Annotated in this window: 17 protein-coding genes; 4 read left to right on the forward strand and 13 right to left on the reverse strand. The window is 67.4% G+C overall.

Annotated elements, in window-relative coordinates:
* Positions 1-146 precede the first annotated feature (146 nt).
* The 8 genes from DFO63_RS07280 to aspS form a co-directional block, all read right to left on the reverse strand.
* The gene (locus DFO63_RS07280; protein ID WP_005418516.1) at positions 147-1,997 is read right to left on the reverse strand and encodes a potassium transporter Kup; all 1,851 of its coding nucleotides are present in this window, start codon (positions 1,995-1,997) and stop codon (positions 147-149) included.
* Between the two features lie 118 nt (positions 1,998-2,115).
* Complete coding sequence (gene ruvA, locus DFO63_RS07285) at positions 2,116-2,709, reverse strand: Holliday junction branch migration protein RuvA (RefSeq protein ID WP_014648163.1); 594 nt, start codon at positions 2,707-2,709, stop codon at positions 2,116-2,118.
* Positions 2,710-2,722: 13 nt separating this feature from the next.
* Complete coding sequence (ruvC, locus tag DFO63_RS07290) at positions 2,723-3,244, reverse strand: crossover junction endodeoxyribonuclease RuvC (RefSeq protein ID WP_119006693.1); 522 nt, start codon at positions 3,242-3,244, stop codon at positions 2,723-2,725.
* A 105-nt stretch (positions 3,245-3,349) separates the two neighbouring features.
* The gene (locus DFO63_RS07295; RefSeq protein WP_119006694.1) at positions 3,350-4,081 is read right to left on the reverse strand and encodes a YebC/PmpR family DNA-binding transcriptional regulator; all 732 of its coding nucleotides are present in this window, start codon (positions 4,079-4,081) and stop codon (positions 3,350-3,352) included.
* 162 nt (positions 4,082-4,243) lie between these two features.
* A complete protein-coding gene (locus tag DFO63_RS07300) occupies positions 4,244-4,876 on the reverse strand; it encodes an alpha/beta fold hydrolase (protein ID WP_014038228.1) in 633 nt (210 codons plus the stop codon).
* Positions 4,877-4,951: 75 nt separating this feature from the next.
* Complete coding sequence (locus DFO63_RS07305; protein ID WP_119006695.1) at positions 4,952-5,473, reverse strand: GNAT family N-acetyltransferase; 522 nt, start codon at positions 5,471-5,473, stop codon at positions 4,952-4,954.
* A 31-nt stretch (positions 5,474-5,504) separates the two neighbouring features.
* Positions 5,505-5,825, reverse strand: a complete 321-nt coding sequence (locus DFO63_RS07310; protein WP_049442643.1) for a hypothetical protein — start codon at positions 5,823-5,825, stop codon at positions 5,505-5,507.
* 16 nt (positions 5,826-5,841) lie between these two features.
* Positions 5,842-7,593 carry an aspartate--tRNA ligase gene (gene aspS, locus DFO63_RS07315; protein WP_049442644.1) on the reverse strand — a complete coding sequence of 584 codons (1,752 nt, stop codon included), beginning with the start codon at positions 7,591-7,593 and terminating at the stop codon, positions 5,842-5,844.
* 159 nt (positions 7,594-7,752) lie between these two features.
* Here aspS and DFO63_RS07320 point away from each other — a divergent pair, with 159 nt between their 5' ends.
* Positions 7,753-8,499: a DUF3011 domain-containing protein gene (locus DFO63_RS07320; protein ID WP_119006696.1), complete on the forward strand. Its 747-nt coding sequence runs from the start codon at positions 7,753-7,755 to the stop codon at positions 8,497-8,499.
* A 139-nt stretch (positions 8,500-8,638) separates the two neighbouring features.
* Here the strand turns inward: DFO63_RS07320 and DFO63_RS07325 are convergent, their stop codons facing one another.
* The 4 genes from DFO63_RS07325 to blaL2 all read right to left on the reverse strand — a co-directional run bounded on the left by DFO63_RS07325 (position 8,639) and on the right by blaL2 (position 13,230).
* Positions 8,639-9,280 (reverse strand): hypothetical protein, encoded by a 642-nt coding sequence (locus tag DFO63_RS07325; protein WP_014038233.1) that lies wholly within the window; start codon positions 9,278-9,280, stop codon positions 8,639-8,641.
* Positions 9,281-9,339: 59 nt separating this feature from the next.
* Positions 9,340-10,896: a glycosyltransferase family 39 protein gene (locus DFO63_RS07330; RefSeq protein WP_119006697.1), complete on the reverse strand. Its 1,557-nt coding sequence runs from the start codon at positions 10,894-10,896 to the stop codon at positions 9,340-9,342.
* 104 nt (positions 10,897-11,000) lie between these two features.
* Positions 11,001-12,230, reverse strand: a complete 1,230-nt coding sequence (locus DFO63_RS07335; protein ID WP_049442647.1) for a cation:proton antiporter — start codon at positions 12,228-12,230, stop codon at positions 11,001-11,003.
* Between the two features lie 85 nt (positions 12,231-12,315).
* The gene (blaL2, locus tag DFO63_RS07340; protein ID WP_119006698.1) at positions 12,316-13,230 is read right to left on the reverse strand and encodes a L2 family extended-spectrum class A beta-lactamase; all 915 of its coding nucleotides are present in this window, start codon (positions 13,228-13,230) and stop codon (positions 12,316-12,318) included.
* 175 nt (positions 13,231-13,405) lie between these two features.
* Between blaL2 and ampR the strand changes: the two genes are divergently transcribed.
* Entirely contained in the window at positions 13,406-14,272 is an 867-nt protein-coding gene (gene ampR / locus DFO63_RS07345; RefSeq protein ID WP_119006699.1) for a LysR family transcriptional regulator AmpR, read from the forward strand.
* A 74-nt stretch (positions 14,273-14,346) separates the two neighbouring features.
* Here ampR and DFO63_RS07350 read toward each other — a convergent pair whose 3' ends face one another.
* On the reverse strand, positions 14,347-16,212 hold the full coding sequence (locus tag DFO63_RS07350) for an ABC-F family ATP-binding cassette domain-containing protein (RefSeq protein ID WP_075676456.1): 1,866 nt from the start codon (positions 16,210-16,212) through the stop codon (positions 14,347-14,349).
* Positions 16,213-16,548: 336 nt separating this feature from the next.
* On the opposite strand from DFO63_RS07350, the gene DFO63_RS07355 reads away from it, so the two are divergent.
* Both DFO63_RS07355 and ybaL read left to right on the forward strand, forming a co-directional pair.
* Positions 16,549-18,936, forward strand: coding sequence for a TonB-dependent receptor (locus DFO63_RS07355; RefSeq protein WP_119006700.1), 2,388 nt, complete (start codon positions 16,549-16,551; stop codon positions 18,934-18,936).
* Between the two features lie 152 nt (positions 18,937-19,088).
* Positions 19,089-20,786, forward strand: coding sequence for a YbaL family putative K(+) efflux transporter (gene ybaL, locus DFO63_RS07360; RefSeq protein WP_049443065.1), 1,698 nt, complete (start codon positions 19,089-19,091; stop codon positions 20,784-20,786).
* Positions 20,787-20,839 lie beyond the last annotated feature (53 nt).

The raw sequence follows: 20,839 nt of genomic DNA on the forward strand, positions 1-20,839 counted from the left end.
GGGCCAAGCTTCAAGCACGCGGCATCTCCGCAAGCGGAGCCCCCTTGTTGTTCAAGGGGGTGCGCCGACAGGCGCGGGGATAAGGTGGAATGCGCGCGGGGCCCACGGTTTGCGCAGCAAATCGTGGGACGTAGCGCAGGTGGAGATTAGATCTCCACCTGGGCGCCCAGTTCCACCAATCTGTTGCCCGGAATCCGGAAGAAGCCGGTGGCCGGGGCGGCATTCCGGTGCATCAGCGCGAACAGCTTGTCACGCCAGATCGGCATGCCGCGGTTGGCGGTGGCGACGATGGTCTCGCGGCTGGCGAAGAAGGTGGTGTCCATCGGGTCGAAATAGATGCCGCCGTGGTCGCACGAGCGCATCAGCGCCAGTGGCACGTCCGGGGTCTCCATGAAGCCGAAGCGGACGTAGACGCGGTAGAACTCGTCGCCCACCGATTCGATCTTCAGCCGCTGCCCTTCCATCGCATACGGGATCGGCAGGGTTTCCACGTGCAGGAACACGTTGCGCTCGTGCAGCACCTTGTTGTGCTTGAGGTTATGCATCAGCGCATGCGGGGCCACGGTCGGGTCGGCGGTGAGGAACACCGCGGTGCCCGGCACGCGTACCGGCGGCGCCAGCATCAGGCCCGGCAGGAAGGTGTCCAGGCGGATGCCGTCCTTGCGGATCTCATCGCGCAGCAACTCGCGGCCACGCCGCCAGGTACGCATCATGGTGAACAGGAAGATGCCCAGCACCACCGGGAACCAGGCGCCCTGCAGCAGCTTGGCACCGTTGGCGATGACGAAGCCGAGGTCGATGATGAAGAACACCACGCACAACGGCAGGATCCATTTGCGGGCCTTCGGCCACAGCGAACGCGCGACCAGGGCCAGCAGCAGGGTGTCGATCAGCATGGTGGCCGACACCGAGATGCCGTAGGCCACGGCCAGGTTCGACGAGCTGCGGAAGGCCAGTACCAGGCCGATCACCATCACCGCGATACCCCAGTTGATGCCCGGGATATAGATCTGGCCGATGGTGTCGTGCGAGGTGTGCTTGATGCGCATGCGCGGGATGTAACCCAGCTGCATGGCCTGGCGCGAGACCGAGAACGCACCGGTGATGACCGACTGCGATGCGATCACCGCCGCCATCGTGGCCAGGATGATCATCGGGTACAGCGCCCACGGCGGCACTGCCTCGAAGAACGGATTTTTCAGCGCCTCGGGGTGGTTGAGCACCAGTGCGCCCTGCCCCAGGTAGTTCAGCACCAGGCACGGCAGCACGAAGAAATACCAGGCGTGGCGGATGGGTTTGGCGCCGAAGTGGCCCATGTCGGCGTACAGCGCCTCGCCACCGGTCACCGCCAGCACCACCGCGCCAAGGATGAAGATGCCGTGCCAGCTGTGCTCCATGAAGAAGCGGATCGCCCACCACGGGTTGAAGGCCTTCAGCACTTCCGGCGCGTCGACGATGTTGTAGATGCCGATCGCGGCCAGCGAGATGAACCAGACCGAGGTGATCGGGCCGAACGCCTTGCCGATCTTTTCGGTACCGAAGCGCTGCGCGGCAAACACCATCAGCAGCACCACCACGGTGATCGGCACGATGAAGGCATGCAGGCCGGGCGCGGCCACCTCCAGGCCCTCGACCGCGCCAAGCACGGAAATCGCCGGGGTGATCACGCCGTCACCGAAGAACAGCGAGGCACCGAAGATACCGAGGATGCCGACCACGTAAGCCGAGCGCGACCCGTTGCGCAGCGTGCGCTGGGTCAGCGCCATCAGCGCCATGATGCCGCCCTCGCCGTCGTTGTCGGCGCGCATGATGATGGTCACGTACTTCAGCGTGACCACGATGTTCAGCGCCCAGAACGCCAGCGACAGCACGCCCAGCACGGTGTCGTGGTCACTGTTGAGCCCGTAGTGCGGCGAGAACGCCTCCTTCAGGGTGTACAGCGGGCTGGTACCGATATCGCCGAAGACCACGCCGATCGCACCGATGATCAGCGCCATGCCTCCGGCGGGAGGGGCGTGACCGTGGCCGCCGGGGGCAGCTGCGTGCGGGGTTTGACTGCTGGACATGGGACTCCTGGCGAAGCTCAGGCGGTTCGTTGAGGGAAAGGGAGGCGGGTCAGCGCAGCGCCGACTGCAGCGCCTTGCGGATCACGGTGGCCACTTCGTCGCCTTCATTGAAGGCGTCGCGGGCCATGCGTGCCGCTTCGGCCGGCTTGTAGCCCAGCTGCTGCAGGGCCACGGTGGCATCGGACAGCGGATCGGCCGGGGCCGGGCCACTGCCGGTGGGCAGCGCGCCGCCGGCACCGAACTGGGCGGCGCGGTCACGCAGCTCCAGCACCATGCGTTCGGCGGTCTTCTTGCCGATGCCGGGGATGCGGGTCAGCGCGGTGATGTCGCCGGCCTGGACCATGCGCGCGAACTCCTCGACGCTGACACCGGACAGCACGGCCAGCGCGATCTTCGCGCCGATGCCGCTGACCTTCTGCACGTCGCGGAACAGGCGCCGCTCACCCTCGCGCAGGAAGCCGTACAGCGAGACGCTGTCTTCCTTCTGCGAGTAATGGGTGTACAGGGTGACCTCGCGGCCGAGCTCGGGCAGGTCGTAGAAGGTGCTCATCGGCGCCTCCAGTTCGTAGCCCACTCCGTTCACGTCCACCACCAGCCACGGCGGCGCCTTGTAGGCGACGATGCCGCGCAGTCGACCGATCATTGCGTGCAGCTCCTCATTTGCGGCCCCACGCCTGGCGGGCGCTGAGCCCCAGGCGGTTGGCCGTTGCCCTTACGTGGGCATGGGTGATCGCCACCGCCAACGCGTCGGCCGCGTCGGCCTGCAGCTTGGTTTTCAGGTTGAGCATGAGCCCGACCATGTGTTGAACCTGTTGCTTTTCGGCGCCACCACGGCCGACCACGGCCAGCTTGATCTCGCTGGCGGCGTATTCGTGCACCGGCAGGTCGCGCAGCACCACGGCCGAGATCGCCGCGCCGCGGGCCTGGCCCAGCTTCAGCGCCGAATCGGGATTGCGGGCCATGAACACCTTTTCGATGGCCACTTCGTGCGGCTCGTACTCGCGACACAGGTCAGCCAGGCCCAGCACCAGCAGCTTCATGCGCTGCGGGAAGTCGTCGGCACCCAGCAGCACCAGCGGCTGGTGGTGCACGTGGCTGACGCGGCCGGTGGCGTCGACATCGATGATGCCGACCCCGGTCCGCTGCGAACCGGGGTCGATGCCGAGGATGCGGGTCATGCGGCACTCCTGGCGGGGCGGAACGGGGTGCGCTGGCAGGCGTATGGGCTCATGACTGTCCGCGGTGACCGTTCAACGGCCCGCGCCCAGGCCGTCGAGGACGGCTCAGGCGTAGGCGTCGGCGCCGAGTTCGGCGTTGGAATACACGTCCTGCACGTCGTCCAGGTCTTCGAGCATGTCGAGCAGCTTCTTGACCTGCAGGGCGACGTCGCCTTCGACCTTGATGTCGTTGTCCGCGCGGAAGGTGACCTCGGCGTGGTCGGCGACATGGCCGGCGGCGGTCATTGCGTCCTTGACCGCGTTGAACGCGTCAGGGCTGGTGACCACGTCGATCGAGCCGTCGTCCGGGTAGACCACGATGTCATCGGCGCCGGCCTCGATGGCCGCTTCGGTGATGGCCTCCTCGTCGGCACCCGGGGCGAAGCTGAGCACGCCCAGGCGCTTGAACATGAAGGCGACCGAGCCTTCAGTGCCCATGTTGCCGCCGCACTTGCTGAACGCATGGCGGACATCGGCCACGGTGCGCACGCGGTTGTCGGTCAGGCAGTCGACGATCACGGCCACGCCACCTGGGGCGTAGCCCTCGTAGCGGATTTCCTCGTAATCGACGCCTTCCAGTTCACCGGTGGCCTTCTTGATGGCGCGCTCGATCACGTCCTTGGACATGTTCACGGCCAGGCCCTTGTCCATGGCCACGCGCAGGCGCGGGTTGTTGTTGGGGTCGCCTCCACCGCCGCGCGCGGCAACGCCGATCTCGCGGATGATCTTGGTGAAAATCTTGCCGCGCTTCGCGTCGGACGCGTTCTTGCGGGCTTCGATGGAGGGGCCTCTACCCATGGGTGCTACCGTCTGGCTGCTTCAGGATCAAGGCGCGGATTCTACCTGATCGGGCGCTGCAACCGTGTCTAGGGCGGAAGGATGCCGCCAGGTCATGCCCGGCGGAGAGCGTGCGAACCAACGGTTCGCACCCACCGAGGCAGGCCGGTCGCACCCACTCAATCATGCGGCGGCGGCGTCGCGGCTGTGGTCGAACTGGCCGTGGCGCAGGAAATGCGCGGTCTGCCGCGCGGCATCGGGCGACACCACCAGGCCACTGTGGCTGGTACGCACCACGCAATGGTCGGCCAGGCCCGGCAGGCGGGTCTCGGCCAATGCCACGGTGCCATCAGAGGCATCGTCGATCGCCCCCAGCAGGCTGCCCAGCCCATGCGGTACCGAGCCGGCGATCAGCCCGACTTCGGCCTTGCCCTGCCAGTCCGGCAGGCCATCGAGCAACAGTTCGCTGCTGCGGCCCAGCGCCAGGCCCCACCCGTGCTCGGACAATGAACGCGCAGTGCCGCTGCCGCGCAGCGGCGAGCCCAGGCAGACCACGCGCTGCACATCCAGCTGCGGCTGGCGGCGCAAGGCCTCCAGCGCGAGCAATCCGCCCAGGCTGTGACCGACCAGCGACAGCGGTCCGGCATCGGCCAGGCGTTCCAGCAGCTGCGGCACGGCCACGTCGGGGCCACCGAACACCGAGGAATAGCCGAACGCGTGCACCTGGAAACCACGCGCGCGCAGGCGCCAGGCCAGCGGCCCGACCCAGGCACGGGCATTCCAGATGCCATGCAGCAGCAATACGGGGGGAGTCATGCAAACAGCCTGGCGGTCAGCGGGGCAGGAACGTGAGGTGATTGAACACGCGCGCGCAGCAAGCGGCGGTGAACGTCAGGCCGCGCGCGGCGCGCGGCGCAGGATGAATTCGAGGTCCTGGGTGTCACCGACCGGGAACAGGTACTCGCCGGCCTTCTCGAAACCGTAGCGGGCGTAGAAGCGTTGCGCGCCGAAGTTCTCCGACCACACGCCCAGCCACAGCGTGCGCGGGCCTTCGTGTTCCAGCCAGGCCAGCGCGGTTTCCAGCAGGCGGCTGCCCCAGCCGCAGCTCTGCTGCGTCTTGATCAGGTACAGGCGCTTGAGTTCGCCGTCACCGTGTTTCACATCCGGATGCGGCAGGCCACAGGGGCCGGCGGCGGCGTGGCCGACCGCCTCCCCATCCAGTTCCAGCAGCCACACCGCGTAGTCCGGGTGGGCCAGGATCACGCGCTGGCGCTCGACCGTGTAGGCCTCCTCGAGGAAGGCCTGCAGGTCCTGCGGCGGATACAGATGGCCGAAGGTTTCGGTGAACGTGCGCGCGGCCAGCGCCGACAGGGTCGGCGCGTCGTCCACAGTGGCGCGGCGGATCGAATACATGCAGGAAGTTGACGTCAGGGCGAAGCGCGGGTCAAGCCTTTTCAGACGATTCCGCTGCTTCTTCCTCGTCCTCTTCCTCGTATTCCTCTTCGTCTTCGTCCTCTTCTTCCTCGCCTTCCTCGTCCTCGTCGTACTCTTCCTCTTCGTCGTCCTCGTAATCCTCGACGCCGAAGTCTTCACCGTCCCAACGGCCTTCGCCGTCGGCGACGAAGGTCAGGGCCATCGCCGCCGGGTTGGTACCGACGCGGACCAGCCAACCACCGAACACGCGTGCACGCTCGGTGACCAGGGTGGCCTCGGAGCCTTCATTGCCCAGCTTTTCCCACTCCAGCGAAAACGCAAACTCGGTCATTGCCTGGATCTCCTGATCAGTTGGTCTTGGGGCGAACCTGGATGTGCACTTCGGCCAGCTGCGTATCGACGATCGGCGACGGCGCGTCGGTCATCAGATCCTGTGCACCGGTGGTCTTCGGGAACGGGATGACGTCGCGGATCGATTCGGTGCCGGCCATCAGCGCAGCGATGCGGTCGATGCCGAAGGCAATGCCACCGTGCGGCGGCGCGCCGTAGTTCAGCGCGTCGAGCAGGAAGCCGAACTTGGCGCGGGCTTCCTCGGCACCGATGCCGAGCAGCTCGAACACCGCGCTCTGCATGTCCGGACGGTGGATACGGATGGAACCGCCGCCGATTTCATTGCCGTTGAGCACCATGTCGTAGCCGCGCGAGACGGCGGTACGGGCATTGGCGCGCAGATCGGCGATGTCGTCCACGGCCGGTGCGGTGAAGGGGTGATGCAGGGCGACGTAGCGCTGTTCTTCCTCGTCCCACTCGAACATCGGGAAGTCGGTGACCCACAGCGGGGCCCAGCCGTCGGCGACCAGGCCGAAGTCCTTGCCGGCCTTCAGGCGCAGCGCGCCCATGAAGTCGGAGACCTTGTTGTAGCCACCGGCGCCGAAGAACACGATGTCGCCGTTGCCGGCGCCGACGTGGGCCACCAGCGCAGCGAAGGATTCCTCGCTGAAGAACTTCTGGATCGGCGAGCTGACTTCGCCGTTGTCGGCGATCTTGATGTAGGCCAGGCCCTTGGCGCCGTACTTGGCGGCATGCGCGGCGTACTCGTCGATCTGCTTGCGGCTCAGCGACGCACCGCCCGGGATGCGCAGCGCGGCGACGCGGCCTTCGGCATCATTGGCCGGGCCGGTGAACACCGGGAACTCGCTGTCCTTGACCAGCTCGGCCACGTCGACCAGCTCCAGCGCGATGCGCAGGTCCGGCTTGTCCGAACCGTAGCGACGCATCGCCTCGGCCCAGGTCATGCGCGGGAAGCTGGCATCCAGCTGCACGTCGACCACTTCCTTGAAGATGGCGCGGATCATGTCTTCGACGAAGTCCTGCACGTCGCGTTCGCGGACGAAGGCGAACTCCATGTCCAGCTGGGTGAATTCCAGCTGGCGGTCGGCACGCAGGGCTTCATCGCGGAAGCAGCGCGCGATCTGGTAGTAGCGGTCGAAGCCGGCCACCATCAGGATCTGCTTGAACAGCTGCGGGCTCTGCGGCAGGGCGTAGAACTCGCCCGGGTGCATGCGCGCCGGCACCAGGAAGTCGCGCGCGCCTTCCGGAGTGGCCTTGGTCAGGATCGGGGTCTCGATGTCCTGGAAGCCCTTTTCGTCCAGATGGCGGCGCAGCGCCTGCACCAGCTTGATGCGGGTGCGCTGCATGCGCTGCATTTCCGGGCGGCGCAGGTCCAGGTAACGGTACTTCAGGCGGGTTTCCTCGCCCGGGTTCTCGTGGGCGTGGAACGGCAGCGGCGCGGCCTTGTTCAGCACGGTGATGGCGGTGGCGATCACTTCCACCTTGCCGGTGCGCATCTTGTCGTTCACCGCGTGGCGGGCGCGCACGACGCCTTCCACCTGCAGCACGTCCTCATAGCCCAGCGACGCGGCCACGGCGAACACTTCGGCGTTGTCGACCTCCACGGTCACCTGCACGATGCCTTCATGATCCCGGAGATCGATGAAGCAGACGCCGCCCTGGTTACGGGCCACGTCGGTCCAGCCGGCGAGGGTGACAGTCTGGCCAATCAGGGTCTCGTCGACCAGGCCGCAGAAGTGGGTACGCATTGGGGGGAAGCTCCGCTGGAGAACGCCGGCACCGGATGGGGGCCGGAAAGCCTCGTATTCTGCGGCCGAGGCCCCGGCCGGGGCAAATCCGGCCAGTCACACCGGCTTGATCGCCCCCTTCCCTATAGTCAGGCACCTGCCACCGTATGGGATGCCGCCATGAAACCGCTGTCCCTGGCCAGCCTGGCCGTGACCCTGAGCCTGGGCACCATCGCCACGCTCGCCCTGCCCTCCGCCCCGGCCGCCGCGCAGGACGGGGTGATCCGCTGCGAGAGCCAGAACAACCGCGAACGGGTCTGCAACACCGGCTGGCGCAATGCGCAGCTGGTCCGCCAGCTGTCCGGCAGCGCCTGCGACGAAGGCCGCACCTGGGGCAGCCGCAATGGCAGCATCTGGGTCACCAATGGCTGCCGTGCCGAATTCGTCGAGGCCCGTGGTGGCTGGGGCGGCGGCAATGGCGGTGGCTGGGGAGGCAACAACGGCCGGCCCGGCGAAACCATCCGCTGCGAAAGCCAGAACAACCGCGAGCGCAGCTGCCCGGTCGGCTGGCGCAATGCCCGGCTGGTCCGCCAGCTGTCCGGCAGCCCCTGCAACGAAGGCCGCACCTGGGGCGTGCGCAATGGCGCGATCTGGGTCAGTGGCGGCTGCCGCGCCGAATTCGCCGAGGCCCGCGGCTGGGGCGGTGGCGGCGGTGGTGGTTGGGGCGGCGGCAACAGCAACTACTCGATCACCTGCAGCAGCAACAACAACCGCACGCAGAACTGCGACTGGGATGAGCGCCAGGGTCGGCCGGTGCTGCAGCAGCAGCTGTCCGGCAGCGCCTGCCAGGAGGGCCGCAGCTGGGGCTACGCACGCGGCCAGGTGTGGGTGAGCAACGGCTGCCGGGCACGCTTCGGCGCGCGCTGAGTGCTGGTTTGAGCATGGGGTCGGATCCCTGGCCGACGGCCAGGGCCCCGGCCAGGTATCCCGCATCCACGCATGGCATGGCTCTACTGGGAATTTTTCCGGGCTCGGAGCCCTCCTCGGGAGGGATCCGACCCCGGGATCAGGGTGCGGGCGCCTTCTCGTCGCCCCACGGTGCGGGGGGCAGGTCGACCGGCTTGCTCAGGTCGAACTTCACGCGGAAACGGCGGCCCTCCGGGCGCGTCAGTTCGTAGACGAAGGTCTGGTCGGGGTCGATCTCCATCGCCCAGGTATTGTGCGTGGAGGCCAGCATGTCGGCACGACGGAACATCGCCACCGAGTCGGCGTCGGCCGGGAACTGCTGGCGCTCGGCGGTGCCCGGTGGCGTGCTGTCACCGCCGTAGAGGGTGATCGCATCCGCGCTGCCATCCTGATGGCGGTGATCGTGCTTCAGGCGCAGGCCGTTTTCGGTGCGGGTCAGCACCCAGGTGCGCGAGTGGTCATCCCCCACATGGAAGGGAATCCGCAATTCATGGGCAGGATCGGCACAGCCGCGCACATGCATCACCAGGCGCTGGCCGGCGAACGGGTCCTTGCCGGTCGGTGCCGGCGTGTCCTCCACCACACGGCCCTCATAGGCCTGGCCGCAATGGGCGGCGATGGCGGCCATGAAGGCATCGGCCGGTGCGGTCGCCAGATCATGGGCGACCGTATCGGAACGCTGCGAACAGGCAGCGAGGCTGAGCAGGAGGGCGGAAGCGGTAACAACGGCAGGCAGTCTCATGCCCCAACCCTAACCACCCGGGCCGGAGCACGCAAACCGCGCGGACCGGCCACGTCACCTCAGGGGTGCAGCCAGACCTCGCAGCCACCCAGCTCCTGCTTCTGGCCACCGGCGGCATAGCGGCGGGTGATCTCGGCCAGCCATTGCACGCGCTCGGGGCTGCTGCCCAGCTGGTTGGGGCAGTTGACCAGTGCGGCCAGCGGCAATCCACCCAGTGCCGCGTCATCTGCAGCCAGCGATGCGAGTACGTCGTCCGATGCCCAGTCCGGAATCATCACGGCGCGGCGGCCGGAGAAATACGGCAGTTCGGAGGACCAGTCCTGTCCGAATGCGATCACCACGCCCTGCGCCGTCGTACCGGCGCGGATGACATCGGCGATCTGCGAAACCGGTGTCGGCTGGCGTGCTTCCTTGATGTCCTTCAGCGACTTCACCAGGCCAAAGCCCACCGACAGCACGCACAGGAAGATCGCCAGGGCGACGCCACGGCGAGGCTTGCCCGCCGCTTCGGCCGCCAGCACCGTCGACCACAGCACCAGGCCGATGATCGAAGTGGCGAACACGATGTTGGCCGCCTGGTAGTAGGGATGGGCGATGTGCAGGTTGGTGAAGACCAGGAACGGCGCCAGGTAGGCCAGCAGCAGGATCCCCACCGCCACGCGCGTGCGCTTCTGCCACAGCCCGGCGATGACGAAGATCAGGAAGATCCAGTTGGAGCCGATCGCACCGGAGAAGCGCTTTTTGAACACGGTGCCCCACCAGGTGGCCGGATCCAGGCGCTGCTGCAGGGTGCCGTAATTCCACGCGGACAGCGCATCGGAGGTGATGTGCTGGCCCAGCGCCGACTGCGCCTTCAGCGCGTCGGCATGCTGCAGCCACAGGCTGAGCGTGGCCAGCACGGCAAGCGCGGACAGGCCACCCCAGAACAGCAGCCGCCAATGCTGCTGCAGCCACTGCGGGCGCCAGCCATGCTCGCGCAGGGCCAGCCACAGGAAGGCCAGCGCAACGAACGCGGCAAAGCCGAAGAACGAGGTGACCTTGATGGCCGCCGACAGCACGGCTGCGACGATGGCGACCAGGCCCACCCACGCGCGCGACTGGCTACGCAGGCGTGCCATCGCCCAGACGAAGAGCAGGCCGAAGAACACGGCGCTGGACTCCATCATCACCGAGCGCCCCCAGAACTGCGCGTACGGCGAGACGGCAAAGGCGCCGGCCACGCACAGCGCCAGCGTGCGGTCAGGGCGCCACGCCAGCAGCGTGCGGTAGACCAGCCAGATGCAGCCGACATGGAAGACGGTGGAGACCAGCCGCCCGCTGTTGTCGGCACTCATGCCGGTGATGCTGGACAGCAATGCCGCCAACCACTGGTAGAACGGGAACTCGAATGGAATCGACCAGGGCGCACCCAGCACCGGGGTCACGTAGTCCAGCCAGGGGCCGCCGCGCAGCAACCAGTCGATCGACAGTGCAGTCTGCGTCTGCCGGAAACCGGAAGCATCGACCGGTGGCATCGACCAGCTGCAGACCAGCAGGATCAGCAGCGCGACCGCCGAAAACCACAACAGGATCTTGCCCGGCAACAGGCTGCGGTCTGGGTTGCTTTCCTGGGTCACGCCTGTTGCTCCTGACTGTGGCCGCCCACGACAGGGCGCGCTTCACGGGCGCGCAGTGTCTGTGTTGGCGCACGCGAGTGCAAGCCGCTGCGCGCGGCTGCGGCTCAGCCCTGCGGTGGCAGCGACGCCTTCAGCGGCGCGGCGTGGATGACTTCGGTGGCCGCGACCGGCGCGGCCTCGCCCTCGCCCGCCGGCTCCTGCTCCACCGGATCGACGTCGAACGGCGTGCGGAACACCAGCGACGGCAGCAGCGTGGTCAGTGCGGCGTACAGCAGCAGCGCGCCGAACAGTACCGCCGGAATCTGGAAACGCTCGCGCATGATCGCCGCCAGCACCAGGGTGAAGATCAGGGTCGGGGCCAGCGCCAGCGAGACCCGCAGGCTGCTGCGGAAGCTCTCGCCGAACATCACCCGGCGCTGCAGCCAGACCACGCCGATGCGCAGCGGCAGCACCACCAGGGTGATCACGATGCCCAGCCCCAGCGCCTCGAAGCTGAGCGCTTCACTGGGCACCTTGGTGCCGGCGTTGAAGAAATAGAACGGCACGAAGAACGAGGCGAACAGGCGCAGCGCATGCAGGTTCTCGTGCGAGGCCAGCAGCGGCATGCGCTGGTGCAGCAGGCGCGCGACCAGGCCGGCGATGAAGGCACCGACCAGGTAATACACACCCAGCAGATAGGTGATGTACGCCGCGACCATGCCGACCATGACCAGCAGCGAGAACTCCGAACCCGGCGCGTGCGGCGCCACCCAGCGGCCCAGCGCGATGAACAGCAGCGGCAGGCCGACCATCATCGCCAGCAGGGCCAGGCTGGACAGCGCCATGTGCCCCGGGTCGCCGGCCTGCAGCACGATGAACAACGCCGCCAGCGCCAGCAGTTCGCCGGCGATGGCCTTGCTGGTCACCCAGAACCGCTCGTCTTCGCTCAGGCCCAGCCGCGACAGCGAATCCATGATGAAGCCGGTGGAGGGCGTCAGCAGCGCCAGCGCCAGCAGCCCGGCGGCCTGCCACGGCAGCCCCGCGTAGCGCCAGGCCAGCCAGCCCACGCCGAACAGCGTGCCGGTACGGATCACCAGGTGCGCCAGCAGCGGCCACATGCCACGGCGCAACGCCTGCAGATCCACTTCCAGGCCGGCAAACAGGAACAGCGAGGAAATGCCCAGCGTGGCCAGCAGACCGATCACCGCGTCGTGTGCCTGGTCGCCCAGCCAGAGCATGCCGATGATGCCGAACAGCAGGCAGGTCAACGGCGCCGGCAGGCTGAAGCGCTGCAGCGCGCGCGGGATCACCAGCAGCGCGAAGATCAGCAGCAGGTAGATCAACTCATGGCTCATCGGGGTCTTCCGTGGGGTTCGAACGCGCGCAGGATGCGCGTGCCCGACCGATCCGGCAAGCCATTTTCGAATGACCCCGGTTACCTCATCCGATCATCGCATCGGCCAGCGCCCCCACCCGTGCAAGCACCGCTGCACGCTGATCGTCATCGACCGATGCGCCCTGCAGGTAGGCGGTGACCACCCACGCCGCGCCGCCCGCATGCGGCCACAGCACGGCGATGTCGTTGCGCGTGTCATCACCGTTGCTGCCGGTCTTGTCCCCCACCCGCCAGCGCTTGCCCAGCCCGGCGCGCAGGCAGGCATCGCCGGTCTGGTTGTCGATGAGCCAATCGGCGAACTGCTGGCGCGATGCCGGCTGCAGGCCATTGCCCACCGCGAAGCGGGCCAGGCTGGTGGCCATCGCGGCCGGGCTGGTGGTATCGCGCGGGTCTCCTTTCGCGAACAGATTCACGTCCGGCTCGTTGCGGTCATTGCGGGTAACGCTGTCGCCCTGCCCGCGCAGGAATGCCGTCAGCGCCGACGGCCCGCCCACCAGGTCCAGCAGCAGGTTGGCCGCGGTGTTGTCGCTGGTGGTCAGCGTGCCCCGGCACAGGTCGCGCACCGTCAGGTCCTTGCCCACATGGCGGCGCGCCACCGGGGCGTAGGACAGCAGATCCTGCTCGGCGATGGGCACACGGGTGTCGAGCGAAACGCGGCCTGCATCGGCAAGGCTCAGCACATGGGCAACCAGCATCGACTTGAACGTGCTGCACATCGGGAAGCGCTCGTCCTGCCGATGCCCGCCGATGCGACGGCCATTACCGGTGTTCAGCACGGTGACGCCCAGGCGGCCACCGCTGGCTTTCTCCAGCGCGGCGAAATCGGCGGCGCCGGCAATGGCGGCGTTCGCGGCGGGTGTGCCGGACGAAGGGGCAACAGCTCGCGCCAACGCCGGGGCAAGCAGCGAGGAAGCAACGGCAGCACCACTGAACTGCAGGAATCGGCGACGGGCGAGCATAGGGGTTCTCCTGGTGACCGCTCGATTATTGGCGCCTCCACTGCAGCCGACCAGCGCGAAAAATCAAGGCAAGCCATAAGTTGAATTCATACCTGTCGCAATCAACTCATTGAGATTTACGAAATTCCTCAGTGAACGGGTAGGATCAGCCATCACCCTGGCTCACGGCTTTCCGATGCTGCACCCGACCCTGCCGCTGAACGCGCTGCGCGCTTTCGAAGCCGCCGCCCGCCACCAGAACTTCACCCGTGCCGCGCTCGAGCTGTGCGTCAGCCAGGCCGCGCTGAGCCACCAGATCCGGGGGCTGGAGGACCGACTCGGCATCCGCCTGTTCCATCGCCTGCCGCGCGGCGTGGCGCTGACCGACGAGGGCGCGGCGCTGTATCCGGTACTCAACGAATCGTTCGAGCGCATCTCGGCCAGCATCGCGCGCTACACCGGCGGGCCGGCCCGCGAAGTACTGACGCTGGGCGTGGTCGGCACCTTCGCCACCGGTTGGCTGCTGCCACGGCTGGCGGCGTTCGAGGCCGCGCACCCGGACATCGAGCTGCGCCTGCAGACCCACAACAACCGCATCGACCTGGCCGGCGAAGGGCTGGACCTGGCGATCCGCTTCGGCGATGGCGACTGGCAGGGTCAGGCCTGCACGGCGATCCTCGATGCGCCGTTCACACCGCTGTGCGCCCCGGCATTGGCGCGGCGACTGAAGCAACCGCGCGACCTCGCCACACTGCCGTTGTTGCGTTCCTACCGCAGCGACGAATGGCCGCGCTGGCTGCAGGCAGCCGGGGTCAGCGGCGTGGAAGCCCGCGGGCCGGTGTTTGATTCGTCGCTGACGGTGGCGATGGCTGCCGCCGGGGGTGCCGGCGTGGCCTTGCTGCCCTTGCGCATGTTCGAGCAGGAACTGGCCGAAGGCCGCCTGCTGCAGCCCTTCGGCACCACCCTGGAGCTGGGCCGTTACTGGCTGACGCGGCTGCGCTCGCGCGCCGAGCGCGAGCCGGCCAAGCGCTTCCGCGAGTGGCTGCAGGCGCAGGGCACATAACAAAAAGGGGACGGAGGGGATTAAGTCGTATGTGCACATACGACTTAATCCCCTCCGTCCCCTTTTTCGCGGAGTCAGGACTCCAGCAGCTCCATCCAGGCGGCTTCGGCCTTTTCCAGCTGCGCGGCGGCGGTTTCGCGGTCGCGGCCGATCACTGCCATGCGGGTGGCGTCGGCGTAGTTGGCCGGGTCGGCCAGCTGGCGGTCCAGCTCGGCCACCGCGCCTTCCAGCTCGGCCACCTTGGCCTCGGCGGCAGCCAGCTTGTGCGGGTTCACCGGCTTCTTCTGCACCACCTGCGCCACCGGGGCGGTCTTGACCACCACCGGCTCTTCCACCTGTTCCATGCGCGCCTTGGTGCCCTGCGCCTGCGGACGGGTGCGCAGCCATGCGGCGTACGCATCCAGGTCGCCGTCGAACGGCTCGACCACGCCATCGGCCACGCGCCAGTAGGTATCGCAGACCAGGCCGATCAGATGGCGGTCATGCGAGACCATCACGATCGCGCCTTCGAAGGTGGCCAGTGCTTCGGCCAGCGCTTCGCGCATTTCCAGGTCAAGGTGGTTGGTCGGTTCGTCCAGCAGCAGCACATTCGGCTGCTGCCAGGCGATCAGCGCCAGCGCCAGGCGCGCGCGCTCGCCGCCGGAGAAACCATCGACCGGCTCGAACGCGCGGTCGCCCGGGAAGTTCCACTTGCCAAGGAAATCGCGGAACGACTGGTTCGGTGCGTCCGGCGCGATCTCGCGGAAATGCTCCATCGGCGACTGGCCTTCGTGCAGCGACTCCACCGTGTGCTGGGCGAAGTAGCCGATCTTCAGGTCCGGGTGCGCCATGCGCTCGCCGACGATCGGCGCCAGCTCGCCCACCAGGGTCTTCACCAGGGTGGTCTTACCGGCACCGTTGGGGCCGAGCAGGCCGATGCGCTGGCCCGCTTCCAGGCCGAAGCCGACGTTGTGCAGGATCACCGCGTCCTTGCCGTAGCCGGCCTCGACGTGGTTCAGGCGGATCAGCGAGAACGGCAGCTTGGCCGGCGGCGCGAACTCGATGCGGAACTCGCGCTCGGCACGCACCGCTTCGGTGCCGGCCAGCTTGGCCAGGCGCTTCATGCGGCTCTGCGCCTGCGCGGCCTTGCTGGCCTGCGCCTTGAAGCGGTCGATGAAGCTCTGCAGGTGGGCACGCTCGGCCTGTTCCTTCTCGTGCGCGATCTGCTGCTGGCGCAGCTGTTCGGCGCGCTGGCGCTCGAAGTCGGTGTAGCCGCCCGGATAGAGCTTGGCGCCGCCACCGTGCAGGTGCAGGGTGTGGGTGGCCACGTTGTCGAGGAACTCGCGGTCATGCGAGATCAGCAGCAGGGTGCCCGGATACTTCAGCAGCCACTGCTCCAGCCAGTACACCGCGTCCAGATCCAGGTGGTTGGTCGGTTCGTCCAGCAGCAGCAGGTCGCTTGGCATCATCAGCGCGCGGGCCAGGTTCAGGCGCACGCGCCAGCCGCCGGAGAACGAGGACACCGCGCGGTGGTGGGTCTCTGCCGGGAAACCGAGGCCGTGCAGCAGCTTGCCGGCGCGCGCTTCGGCGTCGTAGGCATTGAGCTCGGCCATCTTGGTGTGCGCCTCGGCCACCGCTTCCCAGTCTTCGCGGGCGGTCGCGTCGGCCTCGGCGGCCAGCACCGCGGCCACCTCGATGTCACCGCCCAGCACGAAGCTCAGCGCCGGGTCGGGCAGCGACGGGGTTTCCTGGGCAACGCTGGCGATGCGCACCTTGCCGGGCAGGTCGACATCGCCCTTGTCTGCCTCCAGCTCGCCCTTCACCGCCGCGAACAGGCTGGACTTGCCAGCACCGTTGCGGCCGACCACACCCACCCGGTAACCGGCATGCAGGGTCAGGTCGACATTGGACAACAGCAGCCGCTCGCCGCGGCGCAAGGCGAAATTACGAAGCGAAATCATGGGGGAAGGCGTCCATATAACCGAATGGAATGTGCTGGTGAGCACTGTTCCTGCGACGCAATTCTAGCGTTAACGAATACTTGACGCGCCCCGGGATGCGCGGCGGCCGGCGTTCCTCTCTCCCACGTCCTCGCCGCGCGCCTCCCGGGCCCCCTCCCCACGAGTGCCGATCCGGGCTAAATGGTTGCTGCTGCAACGTTTTTCCCGATGACCGGCATTTGACAGCCACTGAATATCCCGTTAATTCCTGCTTTGCGCACCGCAACAACCGCCGTCCGCCTCACCCCCGTGATGTCGATTCCGGTGCCGCCCCCCGCCAACCGGAGCCCCATCCCGATGACCCGCAAGACCAGCCTGATCGCCGCCGCCGTCGCTGTCGCACTCGGTGGCTCTCCGTTCGTCGCCGCTGCCCAGCAGACCGGCACCGCCGCCAACACCCTGGACACGGTTATCGTCACCGGCACCCGCGTGGCCGACCGCACGGTCGCCGAATCGCAGTCGCCGATCGACATCATCACCCCCGAAGCCCTGCAGTCCACCGGCACCAGCGAACTGGCCACCGCGCTGTCGCGCGCGCTGCCCTCGCTGAACTTCCCGCGCCCGGCCCTGACCGACGGCACCAGCGGCGTGCGCCCGGCGCAGCTGCGCGGCCTGTCGCCGGACCAGGTGCTGGTGCTGGTCAACGGCAAGCGCCGCCATACCTCGGCGATGATCAACGTCAACGGCAGCATCGGCCGTGGTTCGTCGGCAGTGGACATCAACGCGATCCCGATCGCCGCCATCGAGCGCGTGGAAGTGCTGCGCGACGGTGCGTCGGCGCAGTACGGCTCGGACGCCATCGCCGGCGTCATCAACATCGTGCTCAAAGGCAGCGGCAGTGGCGGCAGCCTGGCGGTGGACTACGGCCAGTACTCGGCCGGTGACGGCAACAAGTACCAGCTTTCCGGCGATACCGGCGTCGAGTTCGGCAACGGCCGTGGCCGCGTGCACGTGGCCGGCCAGATCAGCCAGCAGGACGAGAGCAACCGTGCCGGCCCGTACCGCGGCACCACCCCGAACACCGGCAACTACCCGAGCATCGGCCAGAAGACCTTCATCGTCGGCGACCCGCGCGTGGATGCCACCGCTGCCTCGGTCAATGCCAGCTTCGACTTCAGCGACCGCGTGACCGGCTACGCCAGCGCGCTGCTCAGCAACCGCGACATCACCTCGTTCGCGTTCTACCGCTCGCGCAACCACAACGGGCAGACCGCGCTGCTGGCGCAGACCTACCCGGACGGCTTCGTGCCGGAGATCAACCAGTACTCCAAGGACCGCTCGCTGGTGGCCGGGGTCAAGGGCAACACCGACAACGGCTGGACCTGGGACCTGAGCCTGAACCACGGCGAGAACACCCTCGACTTCCACACCCGCAACAGCATCAACTACAGCCTCGGCGCAACCAGCCCGCGCTCGTTCTACGACGGCACGCTGAAGTACCAGCAGGACATCTTCAACGCCGATCTGACCAAGTCGCTGGACTGGGGCCTGGCCTACCCGGTCACGCTGTCCTTCGGTGGTGAATACCGCAAGGAGAAGTGGGACCAGAAGCCGGGCGAGCTGAACTCGTACACCGGCAGTGGCGCGCAGGGCTTCGGTGGCTTCACCCCCACCAATGAAGTGCATGCCGACCGCCACAACTACGCGGTCTATGCGGGTCTGGAAGCGGACCTGACCGAGAAGTTCTCGGCCGGCATCACCGGCCGCTACGAGGATTACTCGGACTTCGGCGACCGCTTCTCCGGCAAGCTGTCGGCGCGCTACGCGTTCACCGACAAGGTCGCGCTGCGGGCCACTGCCTCCAGCGGCTTCCGTGCTCCGTCGCTGGCGCAGCAGGGCTACCAGGCGGTCACCAGCCAGTTCACCAACGGCGTGTTCGTCGAGCGCGGTACCTTCCCGACCACCAGCCAGGCCGCACAGGCACTGGGCGCCTCGCCGCTGAAGGCCGAGACCTCCACCTCCTACAGCCTGGGCCTGGTGCTGCAGCCGGTCGACCGCATGTACATCACCGTTGATGCGTATCAGATCGACATCGACGACCGCATCGCGCTGTCATCGAGCATCACCACCAATGCCGCCAGCAGCGCGCTGCTGACCACGCTCGGCCTGCCGCAGGTGACCGCGTTCTCGTACTTCACCAACGGCCTGGATACGCGCACCCGTGGCGTCGACTTCGTGTCCAGCTACACGGTGCCGTTCAGTGCCAGCAGCCTGGAACTGACCGCCGCGTACAGCTACAACGACACTGAAGTGCGCCGCGTCGGCGGCACCCCGGCGGTATTCGGCACGCTGGGCCTGAACCAGTCGCTGATCGGCCGCGATGAGATCGGCCGCATCGAGGACAGCTACCCACGCGACAAGGCGATCCTGAGCGGCACCTGGCGTTCGGACCACTGGGAACTGGGCCTGGCCGCCACCCGCTACGGCAAGTTCACCGTGCGCAACTCGGCCACCGCGCTGCGCGACCAGACCTACGGTGACAAGTGGGTGCTGGATGCCTCGGCCAGCTACAAGCCGAGCAGCAACTGGACGCTGACCGTCGGTGCCGACAACCTGCTGAACGAGTACCCGGACCGCACCGAAGACCTGCAGAACTCCACCTTCGGCATGCTGCCGTACAGCAACTACTCGCCGTTCGGCTTCAACGGCGCGTACGTCTACGGGCGGATCAAGTACACCTGGTAAGTGGTAGCGCCGGCCGCTGGCCGGCAATCCCCTGGTGGGGTCAGATCCCTTTTCCTTCGGGACAAGGGATCTGACCCCATTCGCATTTAAGGTTTGCCGTATCTGGCCTCATCGGTGAAAATCGGGATACCCCCGATTGCCTGCGAGTGCCGATGCACCATGACACCGACCTGATCAACATCGTTGCCGTTGGCCTCGGGCTCGCCTTCATCTTCGGCGCGCTGGCCAACAAGCTCCGCTTGTCTCCCCTGGTCGGTTACCTGGTTGCTGGCATCTGCGTAGGTCCGTTCACTCCCGGCTTCGTCGCCGACCAGGCGCTGGCCAACCAGCTGGCCGAACTGGGCGTGATGCTGCTGATGTTCGGCGTCGGCCTGCACTTCTCGCTGAAGGACCTGATGGCGGTCAAGGCCATCGCCATCCCCGGTGCCATCGGCCAGATCGCCGTGGCCACCCTGCTCGGCTGGGGCGTGGCCTCGCTGATGGGCTGGCCGGCCATCCATGGCGTCATCTTCGGCTTCTCGCTGGCCACCGCCAGTACCGTGGTACTGCTGCGGGCGATGGAGGAACGCCGCCTGCTGGAGACCATGCGCGGCAAGATCGCGGTCGGCTGGCTGATCGTGGAAGACCTGGCCTGTGTGCTGGCGCTGGTGATGATGCCGGTGATGGCCGGTGTGTTCGGGCCCGACGCGGCCAAGGAATCGCACTCGCTGGGCAGCGTGCTGGCCGACATCGGCTGGACCTTCGTGCAGCTGGGCCTGTTCGTGGCGGTGATGCTGGTGGTCGGGCGCCGGGTCATTCCGTGGATCCTCGAACGTATCGCCGGTACCGGTTCGCGCGAACTGTTCACCCTGTCGGTGCTGGCGATCGCGCTGGGCGTGGCGTTCGGCTCGGCGATGCTGTTCGGCGTCTCGTTCGCGCTGGGCGCGTTCTTCGCCGGCATGCTGCTCAACGAATCGGAGCTGAGCCACAAGGCCGCGCATGATTCGCTGCCGCTGCGCGATGCGTTCGCGGTGCTGTTCTTCGTCTCGGTCGGCATGCTGTTCGACCCCAACATCCTCATCCAGCACCCGTGGCAGGTGCTGGCCACCGTGCTGATCATCATGTTCGGCAAGTCGGCCGCCGCCTTCTTCATCGTGCGTGCATTCGGCCACCCGACCAGCACCGCACTGACCATCTCGGCCAGCCTGGCGCAGATCGGCGAATTCGCCTTCATCATCGCCGGCCTCGGCGTGGCACTGCAGATCCTGCCGAAGGAAGGCCAGTCGCTGGTGCTGGCCGGTGCGCTGGTGTCGATCATGCTCAACCCGCTGGTGTTCGGCCTGCTGGACCGTTGGCAGGCCAAGCAGGAACAGCAGCCGCAGCCGGCCGAGCCGGAAGAAGCCATCGGCCCGTCGCGTGACCTGAACGCGCACGCCATCGTGATCGGCTACGGCCGGGTCGGCAGCGAGCTGGCGCAGGTGCTGCGGGATCGCGGCGTACCGGTGCTGGTGATCGATGACAACAAGGACCACGTGGAGCGAGCGCATGCCAATGGCATCGCGGCGATCCGTGGCAGCGCCGCCGCCGACCGGGTACTGGCCGAGGCCCATCCCGAGCGCGCGAAGATCGCAGTGCTGGCGATTCCGCAGCCGCTGGAAGCCGGCGAGGCGCTGGCCAAGCTGCGTGCGATCAACCCGGAGCTGACCCTGCTGGCGCGTGCGCACAGCGATGCCGAAGTGAAGCATCTGCTGGAGCACGGCGCCGATGGCACGGTGATGGCCGAGCGCGAGCTGGCGTATTCGCTGGCGGAGATGATCATGTCCACGCCGCCGTACCGGAATCTGGGGCAGCACAGCATTCCGGTGGTGTGAGGGTGGTGCGGCAGGGCTTGCAGCCCTGCACCTGCCGAGACAACTTCAACTGC

Origin of the sequence: Stenotrophomonas sp. AG209, from assembly GCF_003550055.1 — a bacterium.
Taxonomy (GTDB): domain Bacteria; phylum Pseudomonadota; class Gammaproteobacteria; order Xanthomonadales; family Xanthomonadaceae; genus Stenotrophomonas.

What these genes read in the sequence shown, in the direction of transcription:
- ampR (WP_119006699.1), top strand. Translation starts at nt 13,406, where the DNA reads ATGCTGCACCCGACCCTGCCGCTGAACGCGCTGCGCGCTTTCGAAGCC.
- DFO63_RS07300 (WP_014038228.1), bottom strand. Translation starts at nt 4,876, where the DNA reads ATGACTCCCCCCGTATTGCTGCTGCATGGCATCTGGAATGCCCGTGCC.
- aspS (WP_049442644.1), bottom strand. Translation starts at nt 7,593, where the DNA reads ATGCGTACCCACTTCTGCGGCCTGGTCGACGAGACCCTGATTGGCCAG.
- DFO63_RS07295 (WP_119006694.1), bottom strand. Translation starts at nt 4,081, where the DNA reads ATGGGTAGAGGCCCCTCCATCGAAGCCCGCAAGAACGCGTCCGACGCG.
- DFO63_RS07355 (WP_119006700.1), top strand. Translation starts at nt 16,549, where the DNA reads ATGACCCGCAAGACCAGCCTGATCGCCGCCGCCGTCGCTGTCGCACTC.
- DFO63_RS07325 (WP_014038233.1), bottom strand. Translation starts at nt 9,280, where the DNA reads ATGAGACTGCCTGCCGTTGTTACCGCTTCCGCCCTCCTGCTCAGCCTC.
- DFO63_RS07280 (WP_005418516.1), bottom strand. Translation starts at nt 1,997, where the DNA reads ATGGCGCTGATCATCGGTGCGATCGGCGTGGTCTTCGGCGATATCGGT.
- DFO63_RS07305 (WP_119006695.1), bottom strand. Translation starts at nt 5,473, where the DNA reads ATGTATTCGATCCGCCGCGCCACTGTGGACGACGCGCCGACCCTGTCG.
- ruvC (WP_119006693.1), bottom strand. Translation starts at nt 3,244, where the DNA reads ATGACCCGCATCCTCGGCATCGACCCCGGTTCGCAGCGGACCGGGGTC.
- DFO63_RS07335 (WP_049442647.1), bottom strand. Translation starts at nt 12,230, where the DNA reads ATGAGCCATGAGTTGATCTACCTGCTGCTGATCTTCGCGCTGCTGGTG.
- DFO63_RS07310 (WP_049442643.1), bottom strand. Translation starts at nt 5,825, where the DNA reads ATGACCGAGTTTGCGTTTTCGCTGGAGTGGGAAAAGCTGGGCAATGAA.
- ruvA (WP_014648163.1), bottom strand. Translation starts at nt 2,709, where the DNA reads ATGATCGGTCGACTGCGCGGCATCGTCGCCTACAAGGCGCCGCCGTGG.
- DFO63_RS07320 (WP_119006696.1), top strand. Translation starts at nt 7,753, where the DNA reads ATGAAACCGCTGTCCCTGGCCAGCCTGGCCGTGACCCTGAGCCTGGGC.
- DFO63_RS07350 (WP_075676456.1), bottom strand. Translation starts at nt 16,212, where the DNA reads ATGATTTCGCTTCGTAATTTCGCCTTGCGCCGCGGCGAGCGGCTGCTG.
- ybaL (WP_049443065.1), top strand. Translation starts at nt 19,089, where the DNA reads ATGCACCATGACACCGACCTGATCAACATCGTTGCCGTTGGCCTCGGG.
- blaL2 (WP_119006698.1), bottom strand. Translation starts at nt 13,230, where the DNA reads ATGCTCGCCCGTCGCCGATTCCTGCAGTTCAGTGGTGCTGCCGTTGCT.